Below are 15,438 nucleotides of genomic sequence, written 5' to 3'. Positions count from 1 at the left end.
CGGGGAGGGCTCGCCCATGTCGACCAAGATGACGTCCAGCACCCGCCGCCACAGCGACCATTTCGAGCCGCAGGACACCGATCCGCACGAGCAGCGTCGCCTGCGCGGGCAGCTGGAGCAGATCGACTACGCCGCCTACGTCGCCAACAAGGAGGTGATCGGGCACGCCCTGACCGGCGTGGACGCCGGCTCGCTGCAAAAGCTGGCGGTCATGACCGCCACGGCCCGCGCCAAATGGGTTGCGGAATCGCTGCGCCTGGCCCACTCCGGCTCGGCTGTCACGCCTGACCAGGTCGCCCGCCTGACCGCCGCCCGCACCGCCTACGACGAACTGGCCGAAGCCTACGAGGCTCTGCGCCGGGTCATCGAACGGGGCTACGTCGCGCTGCGGTGATCTGCCGAGACCGAGTGTCCGGAACCGGGCGCCCTCATCGTCGTTCTGCGGCCATGAAAATCGCTCGCACCGCTTCCATCGCCCTGATCGTCGGCGCCGCCCTCGCGCTGGGCGCCTGCGCCACCCTGCAACGCGGCCCCGTAGGCAACGCCGCCGTGCCCCAACCCGCCAAGCCGGTCGATCTGAACCGCTACGCCGGCTTGTGGTATGAAATCGGGCGCTACGAGAACGGGTTCGAGCGCGGCTGCGAAGGGGTGACCGCTCAATATACGGTGCGCGATGACGGTCTGGTCGGGGTGCTGAACACCTGCCGACAGGGTGCGGCCGATGGTCCGGAAAAAACCTCAGAGGGCAAGGCGAAGATCGTCGAGGGCAGCGACAACTCCAAGCTGAAGGTATCCTTCTTCGGCCCCTTCTACGTCGGCGACTATTGGGTGCTGGACCACGCCGACGACTATTCCTGGTCCATCGTCGGCGAGCCTTCGGGTCGCTACCTTTGGCTGCTCAGCCGCACCGCGCAACCTTCGTCCCAGACCCGCGAGACCATCCTGAACCGCACCCGCGCCCTGGGCTATGACCTGACCTTGGTCCGGCCGACCCAGCACTAATCGCCCGGCTTACGCCGCCCCGAAGCCAACCCGTTCCCAAGGACTATACCATGCGTATTGCAGCGCTTGCCGCCCTGTCTGCCTTCCTGATCTCCGCAGGATCGGCCTCGGCCGAGACCATTTCGACCCACGTCCTGGATTTGGCGCGCGGCGTCGGCGGCCGCGATGTGCCCGTCACTTTGGCGATCAAGGACGGCGACGGCGGCTGGCGACAACTGGCGACCGCGCGCACCGACGAGAACGGCCGCGTCCGCTCGTTCGGCGATCATGTCACGACGCAGGCCGCGACCTACAAGCTGACGTTCGACATGTCGCAATACGGCGACAAGGACGCCCAGCCCTTCTTCCCCGAGATCGACGTGGTGTTCCGGGTCCGCGACCCGAGCATCCACTACCACGTCCCCGTCGTCGTCAGCCCCTACGGCTACAGCACCTACCGCGGCAACTGAGCGGATGGCCGAACGCGGCTTGTCGTTGAGGATATGATCAGGAGCGCCTGGTGGAGCCGAGGGGAGTCGAACCCCTGACCTCGTCATTGCGAACGACGCGCTCTACCAACTGAGCTACGGCCCCGTTTCCGGCGTGGGATCGGGTTTCACAGGCGTGGCGGACATAGAAGGCGGGCGGGCGTGGTGTCAACGGGCTTGTGCGCGCAAAGCGCGCAGGTCGGACACGGCCGTTGTCGGAGCAGGGGCGAACAGGCTAAAAGCGCCGATCCAAGCAGGAGTTACCGTTCATGGGCTATGCGCTCGTCTGGTTGATCAACACCATCATCAGTCTGATGATCTGGTTCATCATCGCCCAGGCCATTCTGAGCTGGTTGGTGGCGTTCGACGTCGTCAACTATCGCAACCGCTTCGTCTATTCGGTCGGGACCTTCCTGGACCGGGTCACCGCGCCCCTGCTGGAGCCGTTCCGCCGCATCATTCCGAACTTGGGCGGCATCGACATCTCGCCCATCGTGGTGATCCTACTGCTGCAGTTCATCAGCGTGCTGTTCAACCGCACGGCGGCGCCGGCCCTGATCCAGTTGCTCGGCTGAGGCGACACGGCGGGCGGAAATCTGATGCGAGAGGGTTGATCCGCTCTTGCGCCGCGCGCCTTCCTTTCTAAAGGTGCCCGCCCGACCACTTTCGACCACGGTTCATGACCTCGATCACCACAGTCGCCATTCTGGGCGCCGGACAGATGGGCGCAGGCATCGCGCAGGCGGTCGCGCTCGGGGGCTATTCGGTTCGCCTTTATGACGTCGTCGCCGACCGGCTGCCGCTGGCGCAGGGCGAGATCGCGGCCAGCCTGGCGCGTCACGTCGGACGCGGACTGGTCGACCAGGCCGCGGCCGACGCAGCCCTGACCCGCATCACGACAAGCGACGTGATGGCCGAGGCCGTCGCCGGCGCCGATCTGGTCATCGAGGCGGCGCTGGAAGACGAGGCGGTCAAGAAGGCCATCTATGCGCAGGTCGTGCCGCACCTGGGGCCGCAGACCCTCCTGGCGTCCAACACTTCTTCGATCTCGATCACCCGCCTGGCGTCCTCGACGGACCGGCCGGACCGGTTCGTCGGCCTGCACTTCATGAAGCCGGCGCCGGTGATGAAGCTGGTGGAGATCATTCGCGGTATCGCCACCTCGGCCGAAACCCATTCCGCCGCCGTCGCCTTCGCCGAAAGCCTGGGCAAGACCACCACGGACGCCGAGGATTTCCCCGCCTTCATCGTCAATCGCATCCTGGTGCCGATGATGAACGAGGCCATCTTCGCCCTGTACGAAGGGGTCGGCAACGTCGCCTCGATCGACAAGGCGCTGCGCCTGGGCGCCAATCATCCGATGGGGCCGCTGGAACTGGCGGACTTCATGGGTCTGGACGTCGTCCTGGCCATCATGAACGTGCTGTATGACGGCTTGGCCGACAGCAAATATCGCCCCTGCCCGCTGCTGGTGAAATATGTCGAGGCCGGCTGGCTGGGCAGGAAGAGCGGACGCGGCTTCTACGACTATTCCGGCGCTGCGCCGGCGCCGACGCGATGAGCCGGTTCGAGAGCTATTCCGACCTGCCGGGTCAGGCGACCATCGCCGCGCGGCCCGGGCGGACGCCTCGGATTCTGGCCTGTTTGGCCGGCGCGGCCTGGCCACCCCTGTGGTTGACCCTGCCCTTCTGGCGGCCGCACGCCTATCTGCCCGGCCGCGACATGGACTGGCGGCTGGTGGTGATGCTGATCGGCCTGATCACCGTGCCGCTGGCGCTGTATCGTGTGTTGAACGAGCGCAAGCGCGACGGCCGGCCCGGGACACGGCTGGGCGTCGTCTGGCGCTTCATGATGTACGGCGGTTTGGCGGCGGCCCTGGTTCAGATCGTCGTCGCCCTGGGCATGAGCGTGATGGGCTGGTTCGAGGCCGGCGATGTCATGCAGGCCCTGGGCGCGACCGAGACCACCCTGCTGATCTTCGGCGTCGGCGGCCTGCCCATCGCCATGATCGTGGGCGTCAGCTACGCCCTGTGGGCCGGGTTGTGCGCCGCTTTCATCGCCTTCGAGGCGCGGCCGGCGGTCAAGGACAGACTGGGCCTGATGCCCAAAGGCTGAGAAGCAGGGTTGGCATTCGCGCCTGACGCCTGAGTTCGAGGATTGGGGGATCCGAGAATGACCATGGACGACACGGACAAGGATGCGGCGGAGATCCTGTCGCCCGTCGCGGCGACCTCGCGCATCGCCAGCCTGGACGTCATGCGGGGGCTGGCGGTGCTGGGCATCCTGGCGGTCAATGTCGTCTCCTTCGGCCTGCCGGTCATGGTCTATCAGGACGCGAGCCTGAGCCCGTTTCCGGTCAACGGCGCCAACGCCGTGGCGCGCTGGACGATGGACGTCTTCTTCCATCAGAAGTTCATCACCCTGTTTTCGATGCTGTTCGGGGCGTCGATCTATCTGGTCGGGGGCGAGCGGGACGATGCGGCGCGTGGCAAACTGCTGCGACGCCGCCTGTTCTGGCTGGCGGTCATCGCCCTGATCCACGGCCTGGCCTTCTGGTATGGCGACGTGCTTCTGCTCTACGCCTGGTCGGGCCTGTTCGTGATGCTGATGCGGTCGATGCGGGCCGGGACGTTGATCGGGATCGGCCTGGGCGTAACCCTGTTGCTGGGCGCGATGCAGGCGGGTGCGACCTGGCTGATGGTCGCCGGGCCGCCGGCGATCACCGAGGCGATGAACCAGGGCGGGCCGCATTACACCGCCGCCATGGTGACGGAGTCGATCGCCGCCTATCGCAGCGGCTGGGCCGGGGCGATGGGCCAGAACATTCAGAACTGGCTGCTGCTGCAGGGCGCCAGCCTGACGATGTTCGTCTTCTCGACCGTGGCCCTGATGATGCTGGGACTGGGCCTGTTCAAGGCCGGCGTGTTCAGCGGCCGGGCGCCCAACGGGGTCTATGGCGCCTTGGTCGGGGTCGGCGGAGCCGTGCTGGCCCTGCTGGGCGTGCTGGAATGGCGTGAGGCCATGGCCCCGGCCGGAACCCACCCGACGCGCGGGCTGGCGGAGGTCGTCGCCTCCTTCCCCATCTTCGTCACCTTGGCCTATGTCAGCCTGATCGTGCTGGCGACGACGCGAGGGCTGGCCTGGATCACGGCGGCGCTGCGGCCGGTAGGTCAGATGGCCTTCACCAACTATCTGACCCAGACCCTGATCATGACCTCGATCTTCTACATGCCGTGGGGACCGCGGCTGTTCGGACGGGTCGACTATGTCCAGATGTGGGGCCTGGTTCTGGCGGTCTCGGCGCTGCAACTGATCTGGTCGCCGCTGTGGTTGTCGCGGTTCAGCATGGGGCCGCTGGAGTGGGTTTGGCGCTGTCTGACCTACGGCCGTCGCGTGCCGATTTCAAAAGGCGGCTGACGGCGCTTTTATCGCAGGCGCGAAGCGATTAACTGAGGGCTATGGCCGCCCCGGACACTCCCGCCGAAACCTTCAAGCGCGCGCTGGGTCATGCCGCGCGGGCACTGGCCGAGCAGCCGGAGCTGGAGGTGGTGTTCGGGTCCGACGGGCCCAAACTGTCGAACGGCGTCCTGACCCTGCCCCATCCGCCCCGCGATCCGTCCGGGCCCGAGAGCGCGTCCTTGCGCGGCCAGGCCGACCGGCTGGCGCTGCGTCTGGCCAATCACGATGCGGCGGTGAACAGCCGGATGCGGCCAGCGGACGCCAAGGCGGCCGAGGTGTTCGATGCGGTCGAACAGGCGCGCGTCGAGGCCTTTGGTTCGGAACATCTGGCCGGGGTGCGCGACAATCTAGGCGCCGCCCTGATCACGCGACTGGAAAAGACCGGCGCCCTGCGCATCAGCGACGCCGACCGCGTGCCCGTGTCCGAAGCCGTGGCTCTGCTTGTCCGAGAGCGGCTGACCGGGCGCCCCGCCCCCGACGGCGCCCGGGCCATGCTGGATCTGGTGCGCGCTAACATCGAAGCCAAGGCGGGCGCCAAGCTGGACGCCCTGGCCGGTACGGCGGGCGATCAGGAAGGCTTCGCGCTGAAGATGCGCGAAGTGCTGCGCGCGCTGGACCTCGACCCCGGCGACGGACGCGGCGAGGATACGTCCGAAGATCCCGGCGACGAAGAACCCGATCCTCAAGACCCCGCGTCTGACGACGATCAGGACGAGGAGGAAGAGCAGGACGGCGGCGAAGGCTCCCAGTCGATGGAGGGCGACGCCGACGATCAGTCTTCCGAGCAGGAGCGCGAAAGTCGCCCCGAAGGCGCGCCCGCCGATCCCGACGGCGAAGGCGCCGACGATGGCCCGGAACTTCAGGAAGGCCAGCAGCCGAACCGTCAGCAGACGGCCGACGACGGCCGCGCGGTTAATTTCTACCGCGTCTTCACCACCGCCTTCGACGAGGTGGTGGACGCCGCCGACCTGTGCGACCCGGTCGAGCTGGACCGGCTGCGCGCCCTGCTGGATGGCCAGTTGGCCATCCTGTCCAGCGTCGTGTCGCGCCTGGCCAACAAGCTGCAACGCCGCCTGCTGGCGCAGCAGAACCGTTCCTGGGTCTTCGATCTGGAAGAGGGGACGCTGGACACGGCGCGGCTGACCCGGATCGTCACCGACCCGACCGCCCCCCTGTCGTTCAAGGCCGAGAGCGAAAGCCCGTTCCGCGACACGGTCGTGACCCTGCTGCTGGACAACTCCGGCTCGATGCGCGGGCGGCCGATCATGGTGGCGGCGGTCTGCGCCGACATCCTGGCGCGGACGCTGGAACGCTGCGGCGTCAAGGTCGAAATCCTGGGCTTCACCACCCGCGCTTGGAAGGGCGGACAGAGCCGCGAAGCCTGGATCACCGCCGGCAAGCCGCAAAATCCCGGCCGCCTCAACGACCTGCGCCACATCATCTACAAGGCCGCCGACGCGCCGTGGCGCCGGGCCAAGAAGAACCTGGGCCTGATGATGCGCGAGGGGCTGTTGAAGGAGAATATCGACGGCGAGGCCCTGCAATGGGCGCACGGCCGCCTGTTGGCCCGCACCGAACAGCGCCGCATCCTGATGGTCATTTCCGACGGTTCCCCGGTCGACGACTCGACCCAGTCGGCCAATGCAGCGCTTTATCTGGACAAGCACCTGCGTCAGGTGATCGCCGAGATCGAGGACCGCTCGCCGGTCGAACTGCTGGCCATCGGCATCGGCCATGACGTAACCCGCTGGTATCGCAAGGCCCTGACCATCGTGGACGTGGAACAGCTGGCGGGGGCCATGACCGAGAAGCTGGCCGAACTGTTCGAGAACGAGGGGGCGGCGGGTCCCACCCGTCGCGCCAAGCGAAAGCTGGCGGCATGAGCCGTTTCGGCCGGCTAGCCAGTGTCTGGGTCGCGCTGTCGCTGTCGGCCTGCGCCGCCTCGCTGGGCGCGCCGCGTCCCTATCCGTTGTCATCGGACGGCTGGACGCCCCAGGTCGCGGAACTGCGAAGCGTCAGCTTGGGCCTGCCCGGCGGCACGCAGTTGGCTGACAGTGTCACGTTCGCCGGCGGCCTGCAGGTCAGCGCCGCGCCGACCTCGCCGCTGCACAGCCTGTCGGACCTGAAGCTGACCGGCGACGGCGGTTTCGTCACGGTATCAGACACCGGTGATCTGGTGCGCGGCGACATTCGCCTGGACGCCGGGGGGCGGCTGGCTGGCCTGGATCACTTCCGCTCGCGCCGGCTGACGCTTCAAGACGGCGCCGCGATTTCTGACAAGTCGGACGGCGACGCCGAGGGCCTGGCCATCACCCCCTCCGGCGATCTGCTGGTCAGTTTCGAGCGGCGTCATCGCATCTGGAACTACGGCCCCTTGTCGGCGCTGCGGACGCGGCCGACGCCAGTGCGGTCGCCCGACTTCGCCTTGACCGAGAACGACGGGATGGAAGGGTTAGCCGTTGCGCCCAGCGGCTGGCGCGTCTCTGGCGAGGCGGGCGGCGTCTGGGACTGCGCGGCGGCAAGTTGCACGGTCGTGAGCGCGCCGCCTGCAACCCCCATTCCCGACAGCGAATACCGCATCACCGGTCTGGATCGCGATCCGTCCGGCGTTGGATGGTTCGTGGTCCAGCGCCTGTACCGGGCACCCATCGACATGCGCGCGCGCGTGCGCCGCATGGCCCCCGACGGAGCGCTGGGACCGGTGTTGATCGAGCTGAAACTGCCCGGCACGACCGACAACTTCGAGGGGATCGCCGCAGAGATGCGAAACGGCAGGACCCGGCTCTACCTCCTGTCCGACGACAACTTCAATCCGGCCCAGCGCACCCTGATGCTGGCCTTCGACCTCCGCTAGGCGTCAGGCCGCGCCGGCCCACTGCGTCGGTTGCGAGGTCGTTTCATCGGCTTGCAGGGCGCGCACGAAATCATCGCGCCAGATGCCGACATCGGTGGCGCGAACCACATCCATCAGGGCTTCCCATTTCCGGATCCGCTCGGCCAGCGGCATGGTCAGCGCCTTCTGGATGGCGTCGGACAGCTCTTCGCGACTGTAGGGATTGACCAGCAGCGCCTCGCCCATCTGTTCGGCCGCGCCGGCGAAGCGCGACAGGATCAGCACGCCCGGATCGTCCGGGTTCTGGGCGCAGACATATTCCTTGGCCACTAGGTTCATGCCGTCGCGCAGCGGCGTCACCAGACCGACCCGCGCCGCGCGGTAAATGCCCGCTAGCTGATCCCGGCGATAGGTGCGGTTCAGATAACGGATCGGCTGCCAGTCCATGTCGGCGAAGGCGCCATTAATCCGTCCCGCCAAGGCGTCCAGCCGCGAACGAATGTCCTGATAGCTGTCCACGTCGTCGCGCGAGATGGGGGTGACCTGCAGCAGGAAGACCTCGCCCCGCATCGAGGCGTTGTCGTGCAGAAACTGTTCGTAACCCAGCAGCCGCTCTTCCAGCCCCTTGGAATAGTCCAGCCGGTCCACGCCCACGATCATCGACCGGAAGGCCGACGACGCCGCCATCCGGTCATAGGTTCGCGCCCCAAGCGCCGAATTTCGCGCCGCCAGGAAACCGTCGACATCGATGCCGATGGGGAAGACGCCGGTCTGGACCTTGCGACCGAAACACTCCAGCCCGCCGGTCCCGTCCAACTCGCCCTGGGCCTCGGACACCACATAGTCGGTGAACAGATCGCTCCACTCCTGGGTGTGGAAACCGATCAGGTCGAAGTCGAACATCGATTCTACCAGCCGCCGGTGATGCGGCAGGGTCACCAGCAACTGCCGCGCCGGCCAGGGCGTGTGCAGGAAGAAGCCGATCCGGTTGCGAATGCCCAAGCGGCGCAGATCCCGCGCCATCGGGATCATGTGATAGTCGTGAATCCAGATCATGTCGTCGGGCTGGATCAACGGGGCCAGCGCCTCGGCAAAGCGCCGGTTCACCCGCTCATAGCCCTCGCCATAGGACCGCTCGTACTGGGCCAGGTCGATGCGGTGGTGGAACAGCGGCCACAACGTCTTGTTGGCGTAGCCGTTGTAGTATTCGTCGACGTCCTGCCCCTCCAGATCGACCAGCCCTACGGTGACGCCGGCCCGGTCCTCGATCTTCACCTCGCCGGTGTAGTGGTCCACCCGCTCGCCCGACCAGCCGAACCACAGGCCGTCGTATTTTCTGAGCGCGGCGGACAGAGCCATGGCTAGGCCGCCGGCGGACCCGGCGGCGGGGTCGGTCGGGGCCGAAACCCGGTTCGAAACAACGATCAGGCGGCTCATGACTTCACTTCACACGGCGACCCCAGCCCCGGGGTCCAGACATTAACGCACATCGGTCCAGGAACGGCTCAACAGCACGGCGCAATTGATGATGCCGACCAGGGAATAGGTCTGCGGATAGTTGCCCCACAGTTCGCCATCGTCGATCGAGATATCCTCGCTCAGCAGACCTGCGGCCGTCCGTCGGCTCAGCATTTCCTGGAAGATGGTGCGGGCTTCCTCGATGCGGCCGTTCTGGTGCAGGGCTTCGATGAACCAGAAGGTGCAGAAGTTGAAGGCCGTCTCTGGCTCGCCGAAGTCGTCCGGCTCGACATAGCGGAACAGGTGGCTGCCCTTCTTCAGATCGCGCTCGATGGCGTCAAAAGTGGCGACCTGACGCGGATCGTGCGCCTCTAGGAAGCCCAGATCCGTCATCTGCAGCAGAGAGGCATCCAACTCGCGGCCGCCGAAGCTGGCGGCGAACCGGCCCTCGTCGGGCAGATAGGCCTCCGCCTCGATCCGCTGACGGATGATTTGCGCCCGCTCACGCCAGAAGGCGGCTCGATCCGGCAGGTTCAGATGTTCCGCCGCCTTGGCCAGACGATCGCAGGCGGCCCAGCACATGACGGATGAATAGGTGTGGACCCGTGCAATGGTGCGGAACTCCCACAGGCCCGCGTCGGTCTGATCGTGCATGGCGAAGGCCCGCTCGCCGATCGCCTCCAGCGCGTGAAAATCTTCCAGCGTACCCGGGCGCAGCAGCCGTGAGTCATAGAAGGCCTGAACCAGAGGCAGCACGATCTGTCCGTAGACGTCGTGTTGCAGATGTTCGTGCGCCTGATTGCCGATCCGCACCGGCTTCATGCCGCGATAGCCCGCGACGCTGTCGATGATGCTCTCGCCGATTCCGGGCTCCAGACCCACGCCATAGACCGGCTGGACATGGCCGCCGGCGGAGTCGTCGACCAGGTTTCTCAGATAGACGAGATAGTTCTCGAGGATGTCGACCGCGCCCAACCGGTTCAACGCCCGCACCGTGTAATAGGCGTCGCGGATCCAGCAGTAGCGATAGTCCCAGTTGCGCCCGCTCTCCTTGAACTCGGGCACCGAGGTCGTCATGGCCGCGACGATGGCGCCGGTCTCTTCATAGGCGCACAGCTTCAGCGTGATCGCCGCGCGGATCACCGCCTCCTGATAGTCGAGCGGCAGATAGAGTTTGCGCACCCAGTCCTGCCAATAGGCCACCGTGCGATCCAGCGCGCCCTGAACGCCGTGGCCGACACCCTGGTCGTAGCCCTCGTCCGGGCCCAGGAAGAAGGCGTGCGACCGCTCCAGCCGGAACACGCGCTCCTCCAGCACATGCGACACGGGACAATCGGTCGTCAGGCGGAAGGTGACGTCGGCGCACATATAGCGGATGTGGTTAGATCCGGAGGTGTGCGGCGCCGGGCGCGCGCCCCAGTCTGTCGAGGGCCGCAACCGCACACGGATGCGGGGCGTGCCCGACAGCGGCCGCACGATGCGCGCAAAGGCCAGCGGGCGATAGGTGCGCGAGTGCTTCGGATGACGCGGGGCGAAGTCGATGATCTCGGCTGACGATCCGTCCTCGGCCGTCATGACCGTGCGCAGAACCGGCGTGTTGCGTACATAGGCCTGATCGATCGACTTCACGTCCTCCATCTCGATGGCCCAGAAGCCATGCTCGGGCGCCATGCCGTCCATCAGTGCGGAAAAGACCGGGTCGCCATCCACCCGCGGCGCGCAGGCCCAGACGAAACGGCCCTGACGGTCGATCAGGGCGCTGACGCCGCAGTTGCCGATGGGAAACAGATCCAGATTGGGCTTCATCGGTTCAGGCCTTCGCTACGGCTTCAAGCCAGGTGAGCACAGCATCCACATCGTCCAGCCGGTATCGGGCCGCCGTCTCGCGCTCGGGGCCGACCAGCACGCCGTATCCGCCCAGCGCCGCCGCAGCCTCGAACCCGTATTCGTCGGTCAAGTCGTCGCCCAGCATAACCGGGACCGCGCCCTTGAACGGCGCCTCCTGCATGAAGGCCGTGACGGCCGTGCCCTTGTCGGCGCCGGGCGTCTTCAGCTCCAGCACCATATGACCGGGTTGGAGCGTCAGTCCCGTTTCGGCCTGAAGCTCGGCCGCTAGCCCCTTGGCGGCGCCGGCTTCATCCGGCGCCTGACGATAGTGCAAACCGACGGACACGCCTTTGTCCTCGACGATCACGCCGGGGCGATCGGCGGCGAATTCCTCGAACGCATCCAGCGCGTGGGCGACGCCGGCGTCGGGCGTCTTGCGTTCAATGGAGCCGTCCTTCAGACGCCGCTCCAGACCATGCACGCCCGAGCCCGAGACAAGGGCGTGATCGGAAATGCGGTCGATCTCGGCGAGGGTGCGGCCGCTGACGATGGCGACGCGGCCCGCAAGTCGCGCCTCTACCGCCTTCAGCGCCGCCGTACGACGCGCGGTCGGCACGACGGCGTCGGGCGTCGGGGCCATCGGCGCCAGCACGCCGTCCATGTCCAGAAACAGGGCGATCCCGTCGGCGACGACGGGCGGTGTCGGGAGCAATAGCGAGGCGGCTCCGGCATGAGACGGCATTGACGATCAAACTCTTTGTTTTAGTTCCCCGGTCGGCGTAACGCGCCAGAGCGGCAAAGGTTGACCAGAAACCGACAAAGTCGTCTGAAAGGGAGGCGGCGCGCGAAACGCACCCATGGCCGATCGCGATCGTGAAAGCAGGAGAGCCCGGCTGCGGGCCAAAACATTATGACCGAGATCGCTCACTCGACCCCCGACGACATCGCCGTGATGACCGATCGCGCCCGCGACGTCGTGCGCCTGAACATCGAAGCGCTGGAGGGATTGGAACGCTCGATCGACGTGTCGATCGCGCGGGCGGTCGATGTGATCATGAGCCGACCGGGCTATGTCGTCGTCACCGGCATGGGCAAGTCGGGCCACATCGGCGGCAAGATCGCCGCCACCTTGGCCTCGACCGGCACCAACGCCTTCTTCGTTCACCCTGCCGAGATGAGCCATGGCGATCTGGGGATGCTGCGTCCCGACGTGACGGTGCTGGCCATCTCCAACTCGGGCGAGAGCCGTGAACTTCGCGATCCCCTGATCTATTGCCAGCGCAACGGCATTCCCGTGATCGCCATCACCCAGCGTCCTGGCAGCTTCCTCGGCCGAAACGCTGCGGTATGCCTGACCATGCCCAAGGTCGCCGAGGCCTGCCCCAACGGCTTGGCGCCCACCACCTCGACCCTGATGACCCTGGCCTTAGGGGATGCCTTAGCCATGGTGCTGATGGATCGTCGCGAGTTCACGGCCACGGACTTCGGCCTGCACCACCCTGGCGGCGCCTTGGGCATGAGCCTGCAAAGCGTGCGCGAATGGATGGGCGACAATGCCGCTGTCCCGGCCAGCGTGCCGTTGAACGCCAGCTTCGGGGACGTGGTCTCGGCGATCACCGAAGGCCGAAAAGGTGCCGTCGCCGTGCTTGACGGCGATGGCGCGCTCGCAGGCATCGTCACCGACGGCGACCTGCGCCGGGCCTTCCAGCGCGACACCACCCATCTGACCGCGGCCGATATCATGGGAGCAAATCCCATCACCGTTGATCCGGATGCGCGCATGAGCGATGTGGTCGATCTGTTGACCGCCAACAAGATCGCCAATCTCTTCGTGGTCGAGGACGGCAAACCCACGGCCATCGTCCACATCGCCGAACTGATGCAGGCCGGTTACGTCGCCTAGTATGCGCATTCTCTACGATGCCAGCCGGCTGATGAGCCGGGCCGAACGGTCGGCGCCGACGGGGGTGGACCGGGTGTGTCTGGCCTATGCCGAATGGCTGCTGGCTGCGCCTGATGTCACGACCATCCCGGTGCGTGGCCGCAAGAACCGGCTGGTCGCCGTCGAGATCGGCTGGTTCCGGCGGTTCGTGGCCGACCTGCGCGCCAAGTGGAACGGCGCCGCCAGCACGCCCGCCGATCTGGCGCACGAACAGCGGCTGCTCGCCGCCCTGACTGCGGACCGACGGCCGGCCGCCTCAGTGCTTTGCCCGATGCCCGCTCCCGATAAGGAGAAGCCCGCCGACAAGGCGCGGGTGTTCAAACAGTTCTTCCGTTCGCGCCACGCGGCCCCGCTGCCGGCGGCGGACCTGTATCTTACCGTCGGTCACACCACTCTCCATGAGCCGACGGCGCTCGAAGATCTGAAGGCCGCCGGGATCGCGCGAGTCGTGCTGCTGCACGATCTGATCCCCGTCACCCATCCTGAGTTCTGCCGACCAGGCGACGGCGGCAAACACCATTCTCGGGTCTCAAACACCCTACGTCTGGCCAGCCGGATCATCGTCAACTCCGCCTACACCGGCGATGAACTCCGCACCTTCGCTGAGCGTGAAGGCCTGCCTCTGCCGCCGGTCCACGTCGCTCATTTAGGGCTGGAGCCGGCTTTCGTCGCCGGTGACGCGATCGTGGCGCAGCGTCCCTATTTCGTCCATGTCGGCACGATCGAGGCGCGCAAGAATCTGGCTTTGCTACTGACACTATGGCGACGATTGGAAGAACGGATGGGCGATCAGACGCCGTCCCTGGTGTTAATCGGCCGCTATGGATGGGAGAACGAGGCGGTGCTGGACCATCTGCAACGCTCGCCCAATCTGCAAGGGGTCGTACACCAAGCCTCCAACCTATCCGACGTTGTGCTGGCGCGGCTGATGCGCGGCGCGCGCGCCATCCTTGCTCCGTCCTCCGTAGAAGGATTCGATCTTCCGGCTGTCGAGGCCTGTGCCATGAACCTACCGCTCATCGCCTCCGACATCCCACCTCACCGCGAGCTCACGCCGAACGCCCAACTGATCGATCCGGTGGACGGGCTGGGTTGGCTGGCCGCTATCGAACGCGCGATGAAGGCGGCGCCGATACCGTCGCCTGCCTACAGGGCCCCGTCCTGGTCTGGGCATTTCCGCATCGTCGCCGAAGCTATCGGTCTTGAGCCCGTTTCGCCACTGGCTAGCGCGCTCAAAGGCTTGTAATCAATCCGCGAACAAGGGCTATCCAGCTTCATGACGCGCACTATCCTGCCGCTTGCCATCGTCGCCATTCTCGCCGGCTGCTCCAGTCTGCCTCGCGACGGACCATCGGGAGCCTCGGTCAACGCCGGGGCGACCAGAGCCTCGGCGTTGGGCAGCTACGCTCTGGTCCCGCTAACGTTCGAAGCGACCGAGCGGATGAAACAGGTTCCGCCACAGTTCTTCGGCAGCCTGGCTGCAGGATCGAGCGAGCAACCCGCCGACGTAATCGGCGAAGGCGACAGTCTGGCTATTTCGATCTTCGATCCCTCGGGGTCGCTGTTCGGCGGAGCCTTGGGATCAGCTCCATCGGGTTCGAAAGCCGCGACTTTGTCTGGCGGCAATCAGGCGCTGCCGGGAGCGACGGTCGATCGGTCAGGCTCAGTGACCATTCCTTTCGGCGGACAGGTACGTGTTGAGGGCCTGACCTCGACCCAGGCGGCCGCCGCGATCCGGCGCGCCCTGGTCGGCAAGGTCGCCAATCCGCAGGTGCTGGTGTCCATCGCCGGCAACGCGTCCAACACGGTCAACGTGCTTGGCGACGTGCGCCAACCGGGTCGTGCGCCGTTGGACGTCAACAGCGACCGCATCCTGGACGTGATCGCCGCGGCCGGCGGCTCGGCCCGCACGACCGACGACCTGACCATCTCGATCCAACGCGAGGGCCGCACCTACACCGCGCCCCTGTCGGCGGTGACGACCGAGTTCGGCGAGAACGTGCGTCTTCAGCGCGGCGACGTGGTCAATGTTCAGTACAAGCCCCGTCGTTTCTCGACCTTCGGCGGCCTGAACGCCGTGGCCCAGGTCGATATGCCGGCCGGTCCCGTGACCTTGACAGGCGCCTTGTCCAAGGTCGGCGGTCTGAACACCAATACGGCCAATGCGCGTCGCGTTCTGATCTTCCGCTTCGAACGGCCCGAGGTGGCTCAAGCGCTGGGCATCAACCAGCCCGCCACGCCGCGCGGTGTGCCGGTCGTCTACGAGTTGGACTTCAGCGACGCCGCCAATGTCTTCGCCGCCACCAACATGGAGGTCATGCCCGAGGACGTGATCTATGTGCCCCTGGCCGGCGCCGCGGAGATGCGCAAGTTCTTCGAGGTCGTTCAGAGCCTGACCCGCGTCGTCTATGACGTGTCGGTGACCAGCACGCTCAACAACAACTGACGTC

The 15,438-nt window shown here is 66.4% G+C and carries 15 protein-coding genes and 1 tRNA gene; 12 read left to right on the top strand and 4 right to left on the bottom strand.

Going from position 1 to position 15,438, the window contains the following annotated elements; translation table 11 throughout:
• Positions 1–16: 16 nt before the first annotated feature.
• From GGC30_RS04220 to uraH, 3 genes are read left to right on the top strand one after another with little or no spacing between them, the layout of a single operon-like run.
• Positions 17–394 carry a hypothetical protein gene (locus GGC30_RS04220; RefSeq protein WP_055754368.1) on the top strand — a complete coding sequence of 126 codons (378 nt, stop codon included), beginning with the start codon at positions 17–19 and terminating at the stop codon, positions 392–394.
• A gap of 53 nt (positions 395–447) precedes the next feature.
• Positions 448–1,002: a lipocalin family protein gene (locus GGC30_RS04215; protein ID WP_153922847.1), complete on the top strand. Its 555-nt coding sequence runs from the start codon at positions 448–450 to the stop codon at positions 1,000–1,002.
• Positions 1,003–1,052: 50 nt separating this feature from the next.
• Positions 1,053–1,451, top strand: a complete 399-nt coding sequence (gene uraH, locus GGC30_RS04210; protein WP_153922846.1) for a hydroxyisourate hydrolase — start codon at positions 1,053–1,055, stop codon at positions 1,449–1,451.
• 48 nt (positions 1,452–1,499) lie between these two features.
• Here uraH and GGC30_RS04205 read toward each other — a convergent pair.
• Positions 1,500–1,575, bottom strand: a tRNA-Ala gene (locus tag GGC30_RS04205).
• A 163-nt stretch (positions 1,576–1,738) separates the two neighbouring features.
• Here GGC30_RS04205 and GGC30_RS04200 point away from each other — a divergent pair.
• The 6 genes from GGC30_RS04200 to GGC30_RS04175 all read left to right on the top strand — a co-directional run bounded on the left by GGC30_RS04200 (position 1,739) and on the right by GGC30_RS04175 (position 7,782).
• Positions 1,739–2,044: a YggT family protein gene (locus GGC30_RS04200; protein WP_017504977.1), complete on the top strand. Its 306-nt coding sequence runs from the start codon at positions 1,739–1,741 to the stop codon at positions 2,042–2,044.
• Between the two features lie 104 nt (positions 2,045–2,148).
• Entirely contained in the window at positions 2,149–3,030 is an 882-nt protein-coding gene (locus tag GGC30_RS04195; RefSeq protein WP_091750808.1) for a 3-hydroxybutyryl-CoA dehydrogenase, read from the top strand.
• Complete coding sequence (locus GGC30_RS04190) at positions 3,027–3,584, top strand: phthalate transporter (protein WP_137720670.1); 558 nt, start codon at positions 3,027–3,029, stop codon at positions 3,582–3,584. Before GGC30_RS04195 ends, GGC30_RS04190 begins: the two co-directional genes overlap by 4 nt.
• Before the next feature lie 57 nt (positions 3,585–3,641).
• Complete coding sequence (locus GGC30_RS04185) at positions 3,642–4,886, top strand: DUF418 domain-containing protein (RefSeq protein ID WP_153922845.1); 1,245 nt, start codon at positions 3,642–3,644, stop codon at positions 4,884–4,886.
• Positions 4,887–4,927: 41 nt separating this feature from the next.
• Positions 4,928–6,811 carry a cobaltochelatase subunit CobT gene (gene cobT, locus GGC30_RS04180; protein ID WP_153922844.1) on the top strand — a complete coding sequence of 628 codons (1,884 nt, stop codon included), beginning with the start codon at positions 4,928–4,930 and terminating at the stop codon, positions 6,809–6,811.
• Positions 6,808–7,782, top strand: coding sequence for an esterase-like activity of phytase family protein (locus GGC30_RS04175; protein ID WP_153922843.1), 975 nt, complete (start codon positions 6,808–6,810; stop codon positions 7,780–7,782). Before cobT ends, GGC30_RS04175 begins: the two co-directional genes overlap by 4 nt.
• A gap of 3 nt (positions 7,783–7,785) precedes the next feature.
• Here the strand turns inward: GGC30_RS04175 and GGC30_RS04170 are convergent, their stop codons facing one another.
• Genes GGC30_RS04170 through otsB form a run of 3 tightly spaced genes read right to left on the bottom strand, consistent with a single transcriptional unit; the run spans position 7,786 to position 11,788 of the window.
• On the bottom strand, positions 7,786–9,198 hold the full coding sequence (locus GGC30_RS04170) for a trehalose-6-phosphate synthase (RefSeq protein WP_153922842.1): 1,413 nt from the start codon (positions 9,196–9,198) through the stop codon (positions 7,786–7,788).
• A gap of 42 nt (positions 9,199–9,240) precedes the next feature.
• On the bottom strand, positions 9,241–11,025 hold the full coding sequence (locus GGC30_RS04165) for a glycoside hydrolase family 15 protein (protein ID WP_153922841.1): 1,785 nt from the start codon (positions 11,023–11,025) through the stop codon (positions 9,241–9,243).
• Positions 11,026–11,029: 4 nt separating this feature from the next.
• Positions 11,030–11,788 (bottom strand): trehalose-phosphatase, encoded by a 759-nt coding sequence (otsB, locus tag GGC30_RS04160; RefSeq protein WP_228763586.1) that lies wholly within the window; start codon positions 11,786–11,788, stop codon positions 11,030–11,032.
• 168 nt (positions 11,789–11,956) lie between these two features.
• On the opposite strand from otsB, the gene GGC30_RS04155 reads away from it, so the two are divergent.
• The 3 genes from GGC30_RS04155 to GGC30_RS04145 are packed head-to-tail and all read left to right on the top strand — an operon-like array spanning position 11,957 to position 15,434.
• Entirely contained in the window at positions 11,957–12,949 is a 993-nt protein-coding gene (locus tag GGC30_RS04155) for an SIS domain-containing protein (RefSeq protein WP_153922840.1), read from the top strand.
• Position 12,950: 1 nt separating this feature from the next.
• Complete coding sequence (locus GGC30_RS04150) at positions 12,951–14,234, top strand: glycosyltransferase family 1 protein (protein WP_153922839.1); 1,284 nt, start codon at positions 12,951–12,953, stop codon at positions 14,232–14,234.
• 30 nt (positions 14,235–14,264) lie between these two features.
• On the top strand, positions 14,265–15,434 hold the full coding sequence (locus tag GGC30_RS04145) for a polysaccharide biosynthesis/export family protein (protein WP_153922838.1): 1,170 nt from the start codon (positions 14,265–14,267) through the stop codon (positions 15,432–15,434).
• The last annotated feature ends 4 nt before the right edge of the window (positions 15,435–15,438 follow it).

Source organism: Brevundimonas sp. SPF441, from assembly GCF_009661015.1.
GTDB lineage: Bacteria > Pseudomonadota > Alphaproteobacteria > Caulobacterales > Caulobacteraceae > Brevundimonas > Brevundimonas vesicularis.
The sequence above is the reverse complement of the archived record's forward strand: the minus strand, read 5'-3'. Positions and strand labels throughout refer to the sequence as shown.

Excerpts from the sequence above, each read along its gene's own strand:
- GGC30_RS04220 (WP_055754368.1), top strand. The coding sequence starts at position 17 with ATGTCGACCAAGATGACGTCCAGCACCCGCCGCCACAGCGACCATTTC.
- GGC30_RS04215 (WP_153922847.1), top strand. The coding sequence starts at position 448 with ATGAAAATCGCTCGCACCGCTTCCATCGCCCTGATCGTCGGCGCCGCC.
- uraH (WP_153922846.1), top strand. The coding sequence starts at position 1,053 with ATGCGTATTGCAGCGCTTGCCGCCCTGTCTGCCTTCCTGATCTCCGCA.
- GGC30_RS04200 (WP_017504977.1), top strand. The coding sequence starts at position 1,739 with ATGGGCTATGCGCTCGTCTGGTTGATCAACACCATCATCAGTCTGATG.
- GGC30_RS04195 (WP_091750808.1), top strand. The coding sequence starts at position 2,149 with ATGACCTCGATCACCACAGTCGCCATTCTGGGCGCCGGACAGATGGGC.
- GGC30_RS04190 (WP_137720670.1), top strand. The coding sequence starts at position 3,027 with ATGAGCCGGTTCGAGAGCTATTCCGACCTGCCGGGTCAGGCGACCATC.
- GGC30_RS04185 (WP_153922845.1), top strand. The coding sequence starts at position 3,642 with ATGACCATGGACGACACGGACAAGGATGCGGCGGAGATCCTGTCGCCC.
- cobT (WP_153922844.1), top strand. The coding sequence starts at position 4,928 with ATGGCCGCCCCGGACACTCCCGCCGAAACCTTCAAGCGCGCGCTGGGT.
- GGC30_RS04175 (WP_153922843.1), top strand. The coding sequence starts at position 6,808 with ATGAGCCGTTTCGGCCGGCTAGCCAGTGTCTGGGTCGCGCTGTCGCTG.
- GGC30_RS04170 (WP_153922842.1), bottom strand. The coding sequence starts at position 9,198 with ATGAGCCGCCTGATCGTTGTTTCGAACCGGGTTTCGGCCCCGACCGAC.
- GGC30_RS04165 (WP_153922841.1), bottom strand. The coding sequence starts at position 11,025 with ATGAAGCCCAATCTGGATCTGTTTCCCATCGGCAACTGCGGCGTCAGC.
- otsB (WP_228763586.1), bottom strand. The coding sequence starts at position 11,788 with ATGCCGTCTCATGCCGGAGCCGCCTCGCTATTGCTCCCGACACCGCCC.
- GGC30_RS04155 (WP_153922840.1), top strand. The coding sequence starts at position 11,957 with ATGACCGAGATCGCTCACTCGACCCCCGACGACATCGCCGTGATGACC.
- GGC30_RS04150 (WP_153922839.1), top strand. The coding sequence starts at position 12,951 with ATGCGCATTCTCTACGATGCCAGCCGGCTGATGAGCCGGGCCGAACGG.
- GGC30_RS04145 (WP_153922838.1), top strand. The coding sequence starts at position 14,265 with ATGACGCGCACTATCCTGCCGCTTGCCATCGTCGCCATTCTCGCCGGC.